We start from the raw sequence: 14,632 nt of genomic DNA, 5'->3' as shown, positions 1-14,632 counted from the left end.
TCAGAACTCCCCGTTGATGATGTCGGCGACCCGCCGGCGGTCGAACAGGTCCGCGTCGCCGGTCACTTCGCCGAACTCGTCCGGATAGAGCTGCTTCGCGGCGCGTTCGGTCAGAAAGAGGTTGTGGATGGGCCCCTGGTTGAGGTACCCGCCCCGGTAGACGCGCCCCTCCTGTACGGCCGTCAGTTCGCCGCCGACGGCGTGGTCGCGCATGTACGCCAGCACCGTCTCGCGGAACTCGGCCGCCGAGTCGCGTTCGTGCCCGCGAATCAGTATCACGTCCGGGTCGACTTCGAGCAGGGTCTCGTAGTCGAGTTCGCCGCGGTTGGTCGTGCTCAGGTTCTCGATGTCCGTGCCGTCGAGGGCGTCCGCGACGCCCAAGTCGCGCCACTGCTTCTTGCTCGTCCCCTTGTCGTGCAGGCGGTACGACGAGAACGTCTCGGGTTCGTCGGTGCCCTCGTAAGTGAGAAACACGTTCGGTCGTTCGGACTCCGGCGGCAGTCGCGACCGCAGGTCGGAGAGAAACTCCTCGTGCAGCGAGGCGAACGCCTCGTAGCGCTCCGTCTCCCGGAACAACCGGGCCACCTTCTCGAACGCCTCGTACAGCGTGTAGTAGCGGTAGTCGTGCCACTCGTCCGAGCGCCGAAAGATGAGGTTCCCGAAGAACGGCGCGACGTTCGTCGCAACCTCCTCGACGTCTCCCTCGCTCCAATCGAACCAGTTGACGAGCATGTACGGGTCGTACAGGTGCACGTCCGCGTCGAGTTCGTAGAACTCCTCTTTGGTCCGAACCTCCGGGTGGCTCTCCAGCGCCGCCTCGTTCACGCCCACGCCGGGCAGTTCGTCGTACGCGTCGGTGTAGTAGCGGTCGGCGCCGCCGATACCGGCGATTGCGTCGCCGCGTCCGAGCGCAACGGCCATGTCCGCGTAGCCGCCGTCGTAGGCAACCCAGCGCTCCGGTACCGAGTCGAACGCCATCTCGCCCATCGGTTCCATCGACACCGCGTAGGACTCCTCGCTCGTCGCGGTCGATTCGTTCGCTTCGGTTGCGGTGCCGGTCGACGTCCCCGTTCCCGCCGCGGTTGCGGTTGCGTTCGTCGCCGTCGACTCGGACTCACTTCCCGCGCACCCGGTAAGCAGTCCGGCGCCCACCAGCGCCCCGCCGTACGCCAGGTATCTCCGTCGCGTCGGCCGCTCGAACTCCTCGTCGTCTCGTGCCATAGATTTAGGCAACCCTAAAACAACAAAACCGTTCCGGTTTTTCGGTGCGCCTAAAACGTAGTGTCCCGCCGTCAGCGCTCGACGGCCGTCGCCTCGATTTGGACCGCCGCGCCGTCCGGCAGGTCGGCCACTCCGACGACGGTCATCGCGGGTCGTCGGTCCGCGAAGTACGTCTCGTACGCCGCCTCGATGTCGTCGGTGCGGTCCGCCTCCGTCGTGTAGACGGTCGTCCGAAGCACGTCGTCCATCTTCACGCCGGCGCGCCGGACCGCCGTCTCGACGTGTTCGAGGGCGTCGGCGGTCTGTTCTTCGAGGTCCATCCCGTCGGCGTCCGCGCGGGTCGGGAACTTCCCGTCGAAGAAGACGAGTTGGAAGTTTCGCTTCCGGACGCCGTACCCCGCGGTGGCGTCGAGGGTGTCGCTCTCGTACCGCGTCACGTCTCCGTTCATCGGTCTCTCTCCGCGTCGTTCCGTTCGGGTGCGTCGGCCGGCGGCGATCGGGTCTCTCGAACGTCTGTCGTCTGATTCACGATAGTTACTCGGTCCACCACGTCCATCGACCTGTCGTTAGCACCTGCTAGACCCGATATCGGCACCGAATTATCATCCCATTCGAGCGCTTCTCATTCTTCGTCCGAGCGGTCGAGTAAGTTAGCACAAGCTAAGTTCGTCCGGTCGAAAGCCCGTCCCATGCGAGAGTTCGAGTTCGTCGTCACGTTCGAACGGGGCGCGGACGACCTGATGGACCTCTTCTTCGAGTACCCGGCGCTCACCACGCGCTCTTCGACCTGTTTCACGACCCACGACCGGATGTGGCGCATCGACCACGTCCGGGGGGAGAAGGAGGCGCTGGCGTCGTTCGACGACCTGTTCCTCGACGAGGACCGCTGCAACGAGTGCTTCGACGTGGTGAACTGCGACACCGCTCGGATGTACCACGTCCTCGACCGGAAGACGAACGCCCGAACGGTCTACACCTACCGGGAGGAAGTTCACCGCTGTCACTCTATCCCGCACCACGTCGTCGACCACCTCGGCGACGGCGTCGTCTTCGAGTCCCGGCGCACCGACGGCGAGTACCGTTGGCGCATCCTCTATCCGGGCGAACAACCCATCGGCGACCTGTACGACGCCATCGAGTCGGACCTCCGGGAGGGACTCGCCCTCGAAGTGTCGCACCTCTCCCGCGCCGGCAACTGGGACGTCGACTCGCGGGTCGCCGCGCAGTTGTCGCCCGCGCACTGGGAGGTGCTCGAAACGGCCGTCGAACACGGCTACTACTCCCGCCCGCGGGACGTGACCGTCGCGGAGTTGGCGTCGCTGCTGGACGCGCCCCGGTCGACCGTGCAGTACCGACTGCGGACGGCGGAGGACCTCATCGTCGAGCAGTTCGTCGACGCGGCGCTCTGAGGGCGGCGAACGAGTGACGTTCGGCCCGGACGGCGCGCGGAGTCGCGCCCGCGTCGCTGTCAGAAAGCACGGCCGCAGTGCGGAGATTTTTGCGTCTCTCTCGCGCAGTCGACGTATGCGCGCAGCAGTCTACCACGGCCCCGAGGACGTCCGCGTCGAAGACGTCGAAGACCCCGAACTCGACTCGCCGCGGGGAGCCATCGTCCGCGTGACCCACACCGCCGTCTGCGGGTCGGACCTCTGGTTCTACCGCGGCCAGAGCGACCGAGACGCCCCCTCGCCCGTCGGACACGAACCGATGGGCATCGTCGAGGAAGTCGGCGAGAAGGTTCGGTCGGTCGAACCCGGCGACCGCGTGTTCGCGCCGTTCGTCATCAGTTGCGGGAAGTGCGAGTACTGTCGCAAAGGACTCCACACCTCCTGCACTGACGGCGGTTCGTGGGGCGGGGACAACGGTGGCGCGCAGGGGGAGATGGTCCGCTGTCCCCGCGCCGACGGCACGCTGGTCCGCGTCCCGGACCGCCACGCCGACGACGAGGACACCCTCAGAGCCCTGCTTCCCCTGACGGACGTGATGGGAACGGGCCACCACGCCGCGGTCAACGCGGGCGTCGAAGCGGGTTCGACCTGCGCCGTCGTCGGCGACGGGGCCGTCGGACTCTGCGGCGTCCTCGCGGCGCGGCGACTCGGCGCCGAGCGCATCATCGCCATCGGCCACCACGAGGACCGCCTCGATATCGCCGAGGAGTTCGGCGCGACGGACCTCGTCACCGAACGCGGCGAGGAGGCTATCGACCGCGTGAACGAGATGACGACCGGCGGCGTGAACCACGTCCTGGAGTGCGTCGGCGCCACCTCGGCGATGAAGACGGCCACGGGCGTCTGCCGTCCGGGGGGGACCGTCGGCTACGTCGGCGTCCCGCACGGGATGGGCGACGGCCTCGACCTCCACGAGTTCTTCGGGAACAACATCTCTCTCCGCGGCGGCGTCGCCCCCGTCCGCGCCTACGCGGACGAACTGATGGCGGACGTGCTGCAGGGGACGCTCGACCCCTCCCCGGTGTTCACGAAGACGGTCGACTTGGAGGGCGTTCCGGAGGGCTACGCCGCGATGGACGACCGCGAGGCGGTGAAAGTCCTCGTCAAGCCCTGAACGGTCGCTCACGCGTCGTTCCGAATCACTAAAAAGATGCCCAGATCGCCGAACGGTGTCTCATTCCCGCCGTCCGACGCGGGTTACGTCGGAGGTTTTTCGGAGAACTCGTAGGCGATTTCGCCGTCAGGCGTCACCGTCACGCGCCCGCCCTCGTAGTCGAAACTGATCTCGAAGCTCGCGTCCGAGGATGCCTTCAACAGGTCCTCGATGGCGTCGGGATCGGTCACGCGCGAGAGCGGTTGAAGCTCCCACGGTCGGCAGCCCTTCGCCTCTGCGACGAGCGACACGATTTCCAGCGTCGCGCTCTCGCGAATCTGTGGGTCTCCCACCGCGGCAGTTCTTTCGTTGGATGACGATTGTGACATAGGTGTTCTCCCTGTCGACAGCGTTTCGAGCATCGCCGCGTCGGGAACCACCGAACGCGTCGCGCCGAACGACTGCGACTACACGTCTATATGATAGCTCGAGTGGTATAACAGTTAGCACGAAATTCTCAATAGTAGTACCTACACTCAATCTGCAGGAATACTCTGCAGGTCGTGCGACCGAACGTCCGCTGTTCTCCGCGACGTCCGGGTCTCGTATCGGGGACGCTCAGTCGCTCTCAAAACTATCTGAATAGTTGAATTTCTCGACATCCTCTACCCATACATTGACATTCTCTTCGGAGTATCTATCCGGGGATGAGCCTCGAACGTCCCCGAGACATTCCTCCGCAGTGGTGTTCGGTGTGCGGCGACGAACTGCTGTTCAGCGGCACCCAGTCCGCCGGTTACGCCCAGTTTTTCTGTCACAACTGCCGATATCGACAGGACGTCTACGTCGGGGATGCGGCGAACGACCGCAGTCCTGAGACCGCCGGTCCCGACGACCCCGCGACCGCGGCGGACGACTGACTTCGGCGGACGCCGCGGTTTCCGCGAACGGTCCCTGCGGCGCGTTCGACCGACTTACTCGACGACGACGACGCCTTTCATCCCCATCGACTGGTGCGGCAGACAGGCGTACTTCGCGACGCCCGGCGCGTCGAACGCGTGCGAGAACGTCGTTCCCTCGCCGCCCGTGAGTTCGCTCCTGAACGACCCGTCCTCCGCGACGACGTTGTGCGCGCCGCCGGCCCCCGTCCACTCCCACGTGACCGTCGTCCCCGGAGAGACGCGCACGACGACGGGAGCGAAGGCGAAGTAGCCGCCGTCCCCTTCGGTACCGACGTGCACGCGGACGTCCGAAGCGTCCGTCCGGTCGACGAGAGTGTCCGCGTTCGCGACGCCCTCTAACCACCCGTCGAACGTCCGGTCGTTCGGTTCGGTGTCGCCTCGGGCCGTCGTCTCCGCCTGTTCGGCCCCCGTTTCCCCGCCGACACATCCGGCGAGGGACGGTCCGGCGGCGAGCATCGCGGCGACGGCCCGCAGGAGGTGCCGCCTGGAAGTGCGTTCGTCGTTCACGAGTGTTCCCGCTATCCGTCGCCGCGCCGCTATTTCTCGGTTTCCTTCTGGACCGGCGCCGACCGGGTCCCACTCGGCCCTCGGCGTGCCGCCGACCCGAGACCACATTTTGTCCTTCTATATGTGACGGAATATCCCGCGGGCGACCGTACTCAGCTACTATATTACGAAAGCGTTGTTTTCTATCGTGTCTCTCGCGCAGCTTGTGCAACTATCTCTGTCACCTCACAGCGAGGTACAACTACCTTCTATGCAAGAAATGAAGAGAATAATAACAAATATCCGTATATTTACCAAAGAAAGTTCTGTAATATGCACTACACTCGTATAAAATCTCAGGTATCACTTTCAAACGACTCGTAGCACGTATATGAATTCTCTTCACATCTCGCGAGCTCAGTCCCGGAGTTTTTGAGTGCACTCCCTCGCACCGATCCGTAATCCGATATATAAAGTTGGACACAATCAAGAAACCGCCGGTAATTATCTCTTCATCTCACGTTCTCGTTTAAAGAACAATACTTGTGCTATGATGCCAATCCTCGTGATATTCGCTTTCACCTCTCGTTCCTTTTCTGGTCCCCATACATTACAGCAATAGTATTGTTCCATATTCATCTTGACCGTCCGGTCTCCGAACGCTTTCCGAGCAGTTCTCCCGACTCCCTCCGGGACACCCGTCCGATCTCAGTTCTTTTATTGAGAACAGTTCCTTCGGCTGATACAGTCCCATTCAAGGGGGCTATCCCGCGATTTTAGCGATAATTCATCAGCGCTGCGGCGTTCTTGATGACAGAACGAATACTGCTAACGACTGTCAATCGATGCTCGCGCCGAACGGTTAGCCTTCTCCGCCGTACGGACCGTGATCCGCGGACGCCGCCTCGAAATACCACGAACTATCGATTCATTTATGACCTCGGGGAAAGCACCGGACCATCGCATGACGAACGCGCAGGTTACAGTCCATACCCAAGCGGTTATCGACCGGATCGAACCTGAAGTCCACGGTCACTTCTCCGAACACCTCGGTCGGTGTATCTACGACGGCGTCTGGCGGAGCGAGAGCGACGACGAGGACGGTTACCGCGACGACGTCGTCTCGCTTCTCGAATCGCTGGAGATGCCCGTACTTCGGTGGCCCGGTGGCTGTTTCGCGGACGACTACCACTGGGAGGACGGCGTCGGCCCCGTCGAGGACCGACCCCGCCGCCGCAACCTCTTCTGGGCGCAGGACGTCGACGAAGTGCCGGAGGAGACCAACGAGTTCGGGACCGACGAGTTCCTGCGACTCTGCGAACGCCTCGGTACCGAACCCTACCTCGCGGCCAACGTCGGGTCGGGGGACCCGCAGGAGGCGGCCGATTGGGTCGAGTACTGCAACTACGAGGGCGACACCGAACTCGCCGACCGCCGTCGGGAGAACGGCCACGAGGACGGGTACGGGGTGAAGTTCTGGGGTCTCGGAAACGAGAACTGGGGCTGCGGCGGACGGATGAGTCCCGAACAGTACGCCCGCGAGTACCGCCGATTTGCGACGTACGTCGGGAGTATGGACAACCTGATGCTCGAAGACGACCTCGAACTCATCGCGTGCGGCTTCGAGGACCACGAGTGGAACCACCGGTTCATGGAAGAGGTCGGCAACAGCGCGTGGGGCGTCCACTTCCCGCTCGACCATCTCACCCTCCACCACTACTACGGCCGGACGATGAGCATCGTCGACTCCGAGACCGACGAGGAGGACTACGACCAGATGCTGGTCGAGGCGCTCGAGATGAGCCACCACATCGAGCGCATCGCCGCGGCGGTCGACGCGGTCGCGACCACCGACGACATCGGCATCATCATCGACGAGTGGGGCACGTGGCACACGGAGGCCGTCTCGGAGAACGGCCTCGAACAGCCCGGAACCGCCCTCGACGCGCTGTCGGCCGCCGCGGTGCTCGACATCTTCAACCACCACGCCGACGTGATGACGATGTCGAACATCGCCCAGACGGTGAACGTGCTCCAGTGTCTCGTCGAGACCGACGGCGACGACGCGTGGGCGCGACCCACCTACCGCGTGTTCGACCTGTACGCCCCCCACAAGGGGAACGACGCGGTCACTACGTCCGTCGACGCGCCCGCCCGCGACGTCGACGACGAGGAACTTCCGCTGGTCGGCGCCTCGGCGTCGCTCGGCGACGACGGGACGTACGTCACGCTCACCAACCTCGACGTCCGGGACGCCCGCACGGTCGAAGTCGCCCTCGAGGGGGTCGACGTGGACGCGGCCGACGTGGACGCGGAGGTGCTGTTCGCCGACAACGACCTCGACGTGGCGGTCACCGCCGACAACGCCGAGGAGTTCACGCGCCGGGAACTCGACGTCTCGGTCGAGGACGACCGACTCGTCGCGGACCTCGAACCCGGGACGGTCGCCGGTATCACCGTTCGATAGTCGAACGGACCCGCCGTCCTCGACTCAGCATCTCTTCCACTCTTCCGTTTCCGACTCCCCGATGTCGCGTCGCACGGTGCGCACCGTGCCACGCGCCGTACGCTCGATTCAGCTCTCGTCGTGGAGTTCGTCGGCGAGCGCAGCGAGCACCGCGGTTGCGGTGGGATGCGAGCCGTATCTCTCGACGACGCGAAGGGTACACGTACCCAGTCGGCCCTCCCCCGTCGGCCGCGAGAGCGCGACTGCCCCGGTGTTCGCCAGCCATCCCTCGGTGTACCCCGCGAGCACCTCGTCGCCGGGGGCGGGGTCCGAAACGTACGCGTAGGGGTAGAGCCCCTCGAACGCCCACCCCGGCACGACGTCGACGTCGGCGAGGAGCGTCTGCGTGACGAAGGACGCACAGAGGTTCCAACTCTCCGCCTCCGGGAGGTCGACGACGGAAAACTCCTCGCCCCCCGCCATCCGACCCTCGGAGTCGGGGAGCAGCGCCGCCGCGCCGCCGTCCTCGACGAACTCGCGGGTCGCGTCGTCGAGTCGGGTGACGAACGCCACGTCGCCGTCCGCGGGGCTGTCGACGACCGACGGCCCGTCCGAGTCGGCGAGCGCCTCTCGGAGGCCGTCGTGGTCGGTGTAGACGGCGCGGTCGCCGAACCCGACGTCGCGCGAGACGACCGTGACCGACGCCTCGTCCACGGCGTCGACGCCCGCTCCGACGAGTTCGACGCTCACCGACCCTTCCCGGACTCCGTCGACGGACGGGGCGTCGACCGAAACCGCGTCCGCGACTCGTTCGCGTTCGAACGGCTCGACCGAGACGTCGACTTCGCCCGTCTCGCCCCCCTCGCCGAGCGCTTCCCACCGGAGGCTCCCCTCGATGCGTTCGTCGGTGTCGTTGACGACCGCGAGGTCGGTCTCGACTCGCCCGTCGTCCCAGCAGACGTGCGCGTCGGGGCGGACCTGCACCGCGACCGGCGCGTTGGCCCGCGCGAACGCGTCGGCGGGTATCTTCTCCTCGCGGAGGTAATCCAGGAGACCGTTGAACTCCCACTCGATGTCGGTCAACTCGGTGAGGACGTACCCCGCGACGCCGTCGTGGAGTCGCATGTCCGCGATGCTCTCGGCGACCGAGCGAAGTTCGCGGCGCTGCCACGCGTCGGCAACGTCGTCGAGGCTGTCGAAGGTGTCCGAGAGGTGGCTCGCCTCGAACCGGTCCCGGACGCCCGCGGGCGACTTCGGCCCCGAGAGGAACTCGTGTCGGTACCAGTGGGGTTCGCCGCCGTAGTGGGCTTCGAGCGCGTCGACCGAGGGAAGCCCCCACGTCCCGAACTCGGAGACCAGAAGCGGCGTTCGCTCGGGCGCGGGGCCGCCCCCGCCGTGGTCCTCGTATCCGCCGTAGTTCTCGGCGGGGTTCTCGACGATGTGGTCGAGTCGCTCGCGCCACGCGTCGGCGCGGTCGGGGACGACGAAGTACTCGTGGTAGTCGTTGAGGTCGGTGACGACGTGCGCCCACCCGGAGTTGTCGCACACCAGTCGGGTCGGGTCGCGTTCGCGTGCCGACTCGAAGAACCTCGCGAGGAACGCCTGCTTCTCGCCGTCGGTCCACAGCGACTCCTCCTCGTCGTCGTAGCGACCCCCGATTCCCCACTCCTCGTTGTAGAGGCTCCACGCGACGACGCTCGGCCGGTTGAAGTCCCGTTCGACCAGTCCGGCGAACTGGCTCCGGACGGCCTCCCGGGACGCGTCGGTGTAGGCGCTCGGGTTCGCCGGCTCCTCCCAGACGAGCATCCCCATCTCGTCGGCGAGTTCGAGAAAACGCGGGTGGGCGGGTTTGATGTGTTTTCTGAGGAGGTTGAACCCCATCTCCTTCGCGGCGCGTATCTCGTCTTCGAACGTGTCGAGGTCGGCGGGGCGATAGAGCGTGTCCGGGTAGTACGCCTGGTCGAGCGCTCCCCGGACGGACAGCGGGTTGCCGTTGAGGAGCAGTTCCTCCCCCGACCGCTCGACGCTCCGCATGCCGAACGTGTCGGCGTACGCGTCGATTCGGTCGTCGCCGCGGTCGAGACCGACCGCGACTTCGTACAAGTGCGGGTCGTCGGGGGTCCAGTAGTCGGGGTCGTCGAGCGAGAGCGTCGCCTTCGCCGTCCCGTCGCCGTCGACCGGACCGGTTCGACTCGCGACCGTCACCCCCTCCGAGCGAACCCGCACGTCCGCCGAGAGGTCCGCGGACGACGCTCCGTCGGGGGTCTCCGCGCGAACGTCGACTTGGACGGTGTCGTCGCTCAGGTCGGGCGTGACGCGGACGTCGCGGACTCGCGTCTCCGGGACGACCACGAGGTCGACTCGCTGCCACAGTCCGCTGACGCGGGTGTACCACGGTGCCCCCTGCTTTCCGTGCGGAATCTCCGAGAGGTCCTCGGGGTCCTCGACGCGGACGGCGACCGTATTCTCCCCGGCGACAAGCGCGTCCGTGACGTCGAACCGGAAGGGGAGGTACCCCTCGCGGTCGCGGCCGACGCGTTCGCCGTTGACCCAGACCGTGGCGTCGTAGTCGGCGGCGCCGAAGTACAACACCGCCCGCCGGTTGTCCTCCATCGCGTCGATGTCGACCGTCCGTCGGTACCACCCGACGCCGACGTACTCCCGCAGGTCCGCCTCCTCCTGCCAGGCGTGGGGGACCGACACCTCGCGGGCGTCGTCCCACGCCGCGTCGGGGCGGTGCCACCCCTCCGCTCGGCCCGCATCCTCCGGGTCGGTCGCGAACTCCCAGTCGCCGGAGAGTTCGCGCGTCGGTTCGCGTCTGAGTGTCGTGCGCTGCATGGTACCACTCCCTCGGGGGTCGTACATCACCCTTTGCACTCGTGGCTGGACCGTTCGGGTGTTCGAGTCCGACGGTGTCGCCGGCACCCGTGTCCGCGGCCAATCCCCCGACGGGGGACGGCCGACGCGTCCCTAAACCGAGCGGACATACTCTCGCGGGAGAAACAACCTTTATTATAATTAAGCATCGCGTTTCTACAGTAATGGTACCTGGCACCACGAAGCGCGCGGAAGACGGCAGCAGTCGCCGGAGCGAATCATCCCGGCTCGGTCGTCGCCGGTTCCTCGCCGCGGCGGGTGCGGCCGGCGTCGGCGGCCTCAGCGGGTGCATCGGTGTCGCCGGCGGACAGGGCAGCGACGAAACCGTCCTCGACTACTGGACGCTGTTCGGCGGCGGCGACGGAGAGATAATGGCGTCGATCATCGACAAGTTCAATCGGGAACGGCCGCTCGGCGAAGACGTTCGGATCAACCGTCAGCGGACCCCGTGGGCCGAACACTACACCCGGCTGTTCACGTCGATGACCGGCGGAAAACCCCCCGACATCGCTATCTCGCACGCGTCGTACCTCCGGCAGTTTCAGGACGCGCTCGTCGACATCAGCGACAACTTGGACTCGAACGACTACGTGGAGACCATCCTCGACTCCTGTCGTATCGACGGCGGTCAGTACGCCGTCCCCATGGACTCCCACCCCGTGGGGCTGTACTACAACGTCGACCTCCTCCGCGAGGCGGGAGTGGAACCCCCCATCGACAGTTTCCCGAAGTTCCGCGAGGCGTGCAACGCCATCCTGGAGAACACCGACGCGCTTCCGTTCAGCCCCGACCCCTACTGGGGCGGCGGCGGCGGCTTCAGACAGTGGTTCATGGGACTCAACCAGTACGAGGGCAGCATGTTCAACGACGCCCACACGGAGGCGACGTTCGGGGGCGAGGCCGGGACTCGCTCGCTCGATTTTCTGGCAAGTATCTCCGGCGAACGGGGCTGGGACAACGCCGACATCTCCGCCGACCGGGTGGCCCGAGGCATCCGAAACGGGTCGATCGCGATGACCGTCAACGGGACGTGGTACGTGACCGTCATGCAGGAGCAGAACTACGAGTGGGGATTCGACAAACCCCGCGTCTTCCCGGAGGCTCAGCAGCTTCGGTCGACAGCGGACAGCCACACTATCGTCGTTCCCAAACAGCCGAACCTGAGCGACGAGCGGGTGCAGCTCTCGGTCGACGCTGCGGAGTGGATCACCCAGGAGAACCCTTCGTGGGGCGCGCAGGCCGGCCACCTCCCGGCGTACAACCCCATTCTCAACAGCGACGACCTCCGGCAGTCGGCGCTCTGGGACAAGACCCTGCAGTCCTACGCGGAGATGGCGGAAGACGGGCAACTCGCCTACTGGCCGCAACTCGGAAACGCCGACATGTACGCGACGAGCAACTGGACGTGGATCACCGACGCCTACGCCCAGAACACACCCGTCGACGCGGCCGTTCGGCAGGGCGTCGAAGCGTGGAACGCGGCCGTCCAATGATTCGACTCGCCCGGATACAGCAACCGACTCACGACTCACAACCCACACACCAACACCATGGCAACGACAGACGAATCCGACGGACTAACCCCCGAGAGTCGTTCGGGGCGAGAACTGCTGGAGGGCGTCCTGTTCGCGTCGCCCTACCTGATCATCTTCGGCGTGTTCCTGCTCCTCCCGCTCCTGATCGGCGGATACATGAGCCTCTTCGACTGGAACGCGCTCGCGCCCGCCGAGTCGACGTTCGTCGGGCTGGAGAACTACGCGCAGCTGTTGGCGGACCCGCAGTTCCGAAACGCGCTCGTCAACACGGTGTACTTCGCGCTCCTCACCGTCCCCTCGATTCTCCTGGTCGGCCTCGGCCTCGCGCTGGGCGTCAACCGCGACATCAAGGGGCAGGGGTTCCTGCGGGCCGTCTTCTTCAGCCCCTACATCCTGACGGTGTCGGTCGCGGCCATCCTCTGGACCGACCTCTACTCGACGCAGTACGGCGTCATCAACTACTACCTCGGCATGGTGATGGCGAATCCCCCGCAGTGGCTCCAGTCGCGGCTGTTCGCGATGCCCGCCATCGCGCTGACGACCGTCTGGTGGCTGGTCGGGTTCAGCTTCGTCATCCTGCTGTCGGCGAGACAGAGCGTTCCGGAGTATCTCTACGAGGCGGCCAGACTCGACGGCGCGGGCACGTGGCGGCAGTTCCGGGACGTGACCGTCCCGCAGATGCGCGGCGCCATCTTCTTCGTCATCGTCATCAACCTGATCTGGGCGTTCCAAGTGTACGGCCAGCCGTACGTGATGACCGCGGGCGGTCCGGGGCAGGCCACGGAGACGCTCGTGATGTATCTGTATCAGGCGGCGTTCAACCAACGGAGCTTCGGCTACGCGTCCGCCATCGGGTACGTGCTGACGGCGATTCTCGTCGGCGTTTCGATCGCGAACTACTACCTGCTCGGAGGCGACAATGAGTGAAGCGACCGCGGACCAGGGACGTCGTCAGGAGGGGGTCGAGTCGTCCACGACGACCGGCTTCTCGACCCGGACCGTCCTCGTCCACGTCGCGATGTACGGGGCGGCCCTGCTGTTCCTCGTCCCCTACGCGTACATGATCTCCACGTCGCTCAAGACGCCCGAGGCGGCCGTCGCCACGGGGATGAGCTGGATACCCAGCCCGGTCACGTTCGGGTCGTACGTCGAACTGTTCGCCACCTCGCAGATCCTCCAGTGGGGGCTCAACACGCTGATTATCTCCTCGACCACGACGATACTCGTGCTGGTGGTCGACTCGATGATCGCGTTCTCCCTGACCCGCCTCGACTGGACAGGACAGCGCTACCTGCTCGCGCTCATCGTGGCGAGCTTCATGGTTCCCGGGTTCGTCAACATCATCCCGCTGTACTTGGTCATCGCGGAACTGGGACTGATCAACAACTACCTCGCGGTCATCCTGCCGTTCGCGGCCGGACCGCTCGGCGTGTTCCTCCTCGTCCAGTTCTTCCGCGACATCCCGTACGAACTGCAGGAGGCGGCCCAACTCGATGGCTTCTCCAACTTCCGTATCTACACCCGGATGATCCTTCCGCTGTCGAAGTCCATCCTGACCGCGCTCGCGCTGTTCATGTTCGTCTGGAGCTGGAACCAGTTCCTCTGGCCGCTCATCGTGCTTCAGAGCGAGGCCGCCTACACGCTGCCCATCGGGGTGGTCGTCCTCCGGGACAACTTCACCATCCAGCCCGCGCTAACGATGGCCTCTGCCGTCGTCGCCTCGGGTCCGTTGTTCATCCTGTTCCTCCTGCTACAAGAACAGCTCATGACCGCCGTCGAGATGCAGGGCGTGACGTAACACTGTTAACGTTCCACGCCCCTCGTCGGGTAATGAGGGACGCTGACACGAAGACGGTGTACCGGTCGTTCGTTTCCGCGGCGCGGTTCTTCTACGAGCACGGCCCGCGGCTGGTCGCGGTGAGCGTGCTCTGGTTCCTCTGTTCGCTCCCGCTCGTCACCGTCGGCCCCGCGACGCTCGGTGCGTACGCGGCGGTCGGGTCGCTCCGCGAAGGGTACACGTTCGACCGAGAGCGGGTCGCGGCGACGCTCAAACGCCACGGTCTCTCGGCCGCGCTGCTCTCGGGAGTTCCGCTCGCCTTCGCGGCTATCGCGGTGCTGTACGCCCGGCGCTACCTCACCACGCGGTCGACCGTCGCGCTCGTTCTCGGTGTTCTTACCACCTACGCGGCGGCGTACACGGCGCTGGTGTTGATTCCGACCTTCGCGGGCCTCGTCGCCGGCGAGGACCTCGAAGCCGCGGTCAGGGCCGGCGTCAGGTGGACCGGACAGAACGCGGTCAGCGGCGTCATGATCGGACTGGGAACGGTTCTCCTCTTCGCCGTCACCGGCGCGCTGACGATCGCGTTCGTGGTTGTCTTCGGCGGTATGGCCGCCGCGTTTCACCTCGACGCGCTGCTCGGCCCGCCCCCGAAGTCGAAGGCGGCGGAGGACCACTGGTCGCCCTACGAGAGCGCCCGCCGGTAGGTCTACGCGGTCCGACCGGTAACTCACGGCTGCGGTCGACTGCGACTACGGCGTTTGAGCTACGCGGAGGGTGACGCCGA

The 14,632-nt window shown here is 65.6% G+C and carries 13 protein-coding genes; 8 read left to right on the top strand and 5 right to left on the bottom strand.

Translation table 11 applies throughout. The annotated features are described in order from the left end of the window. Together NDI76_RS18960 and NDI76_RS18955 are read right to left on the bottom strand one after the other, a co-directional pair. Positions 1 to 1,221: an ABC transporter substrate-binding protein gene (locus tag NDI76_RS18960; protein ID WP_310925740.1), complete on the bottom strand. Its 1,221-nt coding sequence runs from the start codon at positions 1,219 to 1,221 to the stop codon at positions 1 to 3. Positions 1,222 to 1,292: 71 nt separating this feature from the next. Continuing rightward, positions 1,293 to 1,670 carry a RidA family protein gene (locus tag NDI76_RS18955; protein ID WP_310925739.1) on the bottom strand — a complete coding sequence of 126 codons (378 nt, stop codon included), beginning with the start codon at positions 1,668 to 1,670 and terminating at the stop codon, positions 1,293 to 1,295. A gap of 240 nt (positions 1,671 to 1,910) precedes the next feature. Here NDI76_RS18955 and NDI76_RS18950 point away from each other — a divergent pair, with 240 nt between their 5' ends. Continuing rightward, entirely contained in the window at positions 1,911 to 2,630 is a 720-nt protein-coding gene (locus tag NDI76_RS18950) for a helix-turn-helix domain-containing protein (RefSeq protein WP_310925738.1), read from the top strand. A 115-nt stretch (positions 2,631 to 2,745) separates the two neighbouring features. Continuing rightward, positions 2,746 to 3,783, top strand: coding sequence for a zinc-dependent alcohol dehydrogenase family protein (locus NDI76_RS18945; RefSeq protein ID WP_310925737.1), 1,038 nt, complete (start codon positions 2,746 to 2,748; stop codon positions 3,781 to 3,783). Positions 3,784 to 3,866: 83 nt separating this feature from the next. Here NDI76_RS18945 and NDI76_RS18940 read toward each other — a convergent pair whose 3' ends face one another. Beyond that, positions 3,867 to 4,115: a HalOD1 output domain-containing protein gene (locus tag NDI76_RS18940; protein WP_310925736.1), complete on the bottom strand. Its 249-nt coding sequence runs from the start codon at positions 4,113 to 4,115 to the stop codon at positions 3,867 to 3,869. 354 nt (positions 4,116 to 4,469) lie between these two features. On the opposite strand from NDI76_RS18940, the gene NDI76_RS18935 reads away from it, so the two are divergent. Then, positions 4,470 to 4,682, top strand: coding sequence for an HVO_2142 family zinc finger protein (locus NDI76_RS18935; RefSeq protein WP_310925734.1), 213 nt, complete (start codon positions 4,470 to 4,472; stop codon positions 4,680 to 4,682). A 54-nt stretch (positions 4,683 to 4,736) separates the two neighbouring features. Here the strand turns inward: NDI76_RS18935 and NDI76_RS18930 are convergent, their stop codons facing one another. Then, a complete protein-coding gene (locus tag NDI76_RS18930) occupies positions 4,737 to 5,231 on the bottom strand; it encodes a halocyanin domain-containing protein (RefSeq protein ID WP_310925733.1) in 495 nt (164 codons plus the stop codon). A 943-nt stretch (positions 5,232 to 6,174) separates the two neighbouring features. Between NDI76_RS18930 and NDI76_RS18925 the strand changes: the two genes are divergently transcribed. Beyond that, positions 6,175 to 7,677 (top strand): alpha-N-arabinofuranosidase, encoded by a 1,503-nt coding sequence (locus NDI76_RS18925; protein ID WP_310925732.1) that lies wholly within the window; start codon positions 6,175 to 6,177, stop codon positions 7,675 to 7,677. A 108-nt stretch (positions 7,678 to 7,785) separates the two neighbouring features. Here the strand turns inward: NDI76_RS18925 and NDI76_RS18920 are convergent, their stop codons facing one another. Continuing rightward, positions 7,786 to 10,494 (bottom strand): glycoside hydrolase family 2 protein, encoded by a 2,709-nt coding sequence (locus tag NDI76_RS18920; protein WP_310925731.1) that lies wholly within the window; start codon positions 10,492 to 10,494, stop codon positions 7,786 to 7,788. A 203-nt stretch (positions 10,495 to 10,697) separates the two neighbouring features. Between NDI76_RS18920 and NDI76_RS18915 the strand changes: the two genes are divergently transcribed. From NDI76_RS18915 to NDI76_RS18900, 4 genes are read left to right on the top strand one after another with little or no spacing between them, the layout of a single operon-like run. Further along, on the top strand, positions 10,698 to 12,026 hold the full coding sequence (locus NDI76_RS18915) for an extracellular solute-binding protein (RefSeq protein ID WP_310925730.1): 1,329 nt from the start codon (positions 10,698 to 10,700) through the stop codon (positions 12,024 to 12,026). Positions 12,027 to 12,083: 57 nt separating this feature from the next. After that, on the top strand, positions 12,084 to 12,995 hold the full coding sequence (locus NDI76_RS18910; RefSeq protein WP_310925729.1) for a carbohydrate ABC transporter permease: 912 nt from the start codon (positions 12,084 to 12,086) through the stop codon (positions 12,993 to 12,995). Beyond that, entirely contained in the window at positions 12,988 to 13,866 is an 879-nt protein-coding gene (locus tag NDI76_RS18905) for a carbohydrate ABC transporter permease (protein ID WP_310925728.1), read from the top strand. The genes NDI76_RS18910 and NDI76_RS18905 overlap by 8 nt, the downstream gene beginning before the upstream one ends. Positions 13,867 to 13,898: 32 nt before the next feature. Continuing rightward, a complete protein-coding gene (locus NDI76_RS18900; RefSeq protein WP_310925726.1) occupies positions 13,899 to 14,552 on the top strand; it encodes a hypothetical protein in 654 nt (217 codons plus the stop codon). The last annotated feature ends 80 nt before the right edge of the window (positions 14,553 to 14,632 follow it).

The sequence above is a fragment of the Halogeometricum sp. S1BR25-6 genome (genome assembly GCF_031624495.1).
Taxonomy (GTDB): domain Archaea; phylum Halobacteriota; class Halobacteria; order Halobacteriales; family Haloferacaceae; genus Halogeometricum; species Halogeometricum salsisoli.
This window is presented reverse-complemented; position numbering and strand designations above follow the sequence as displayed.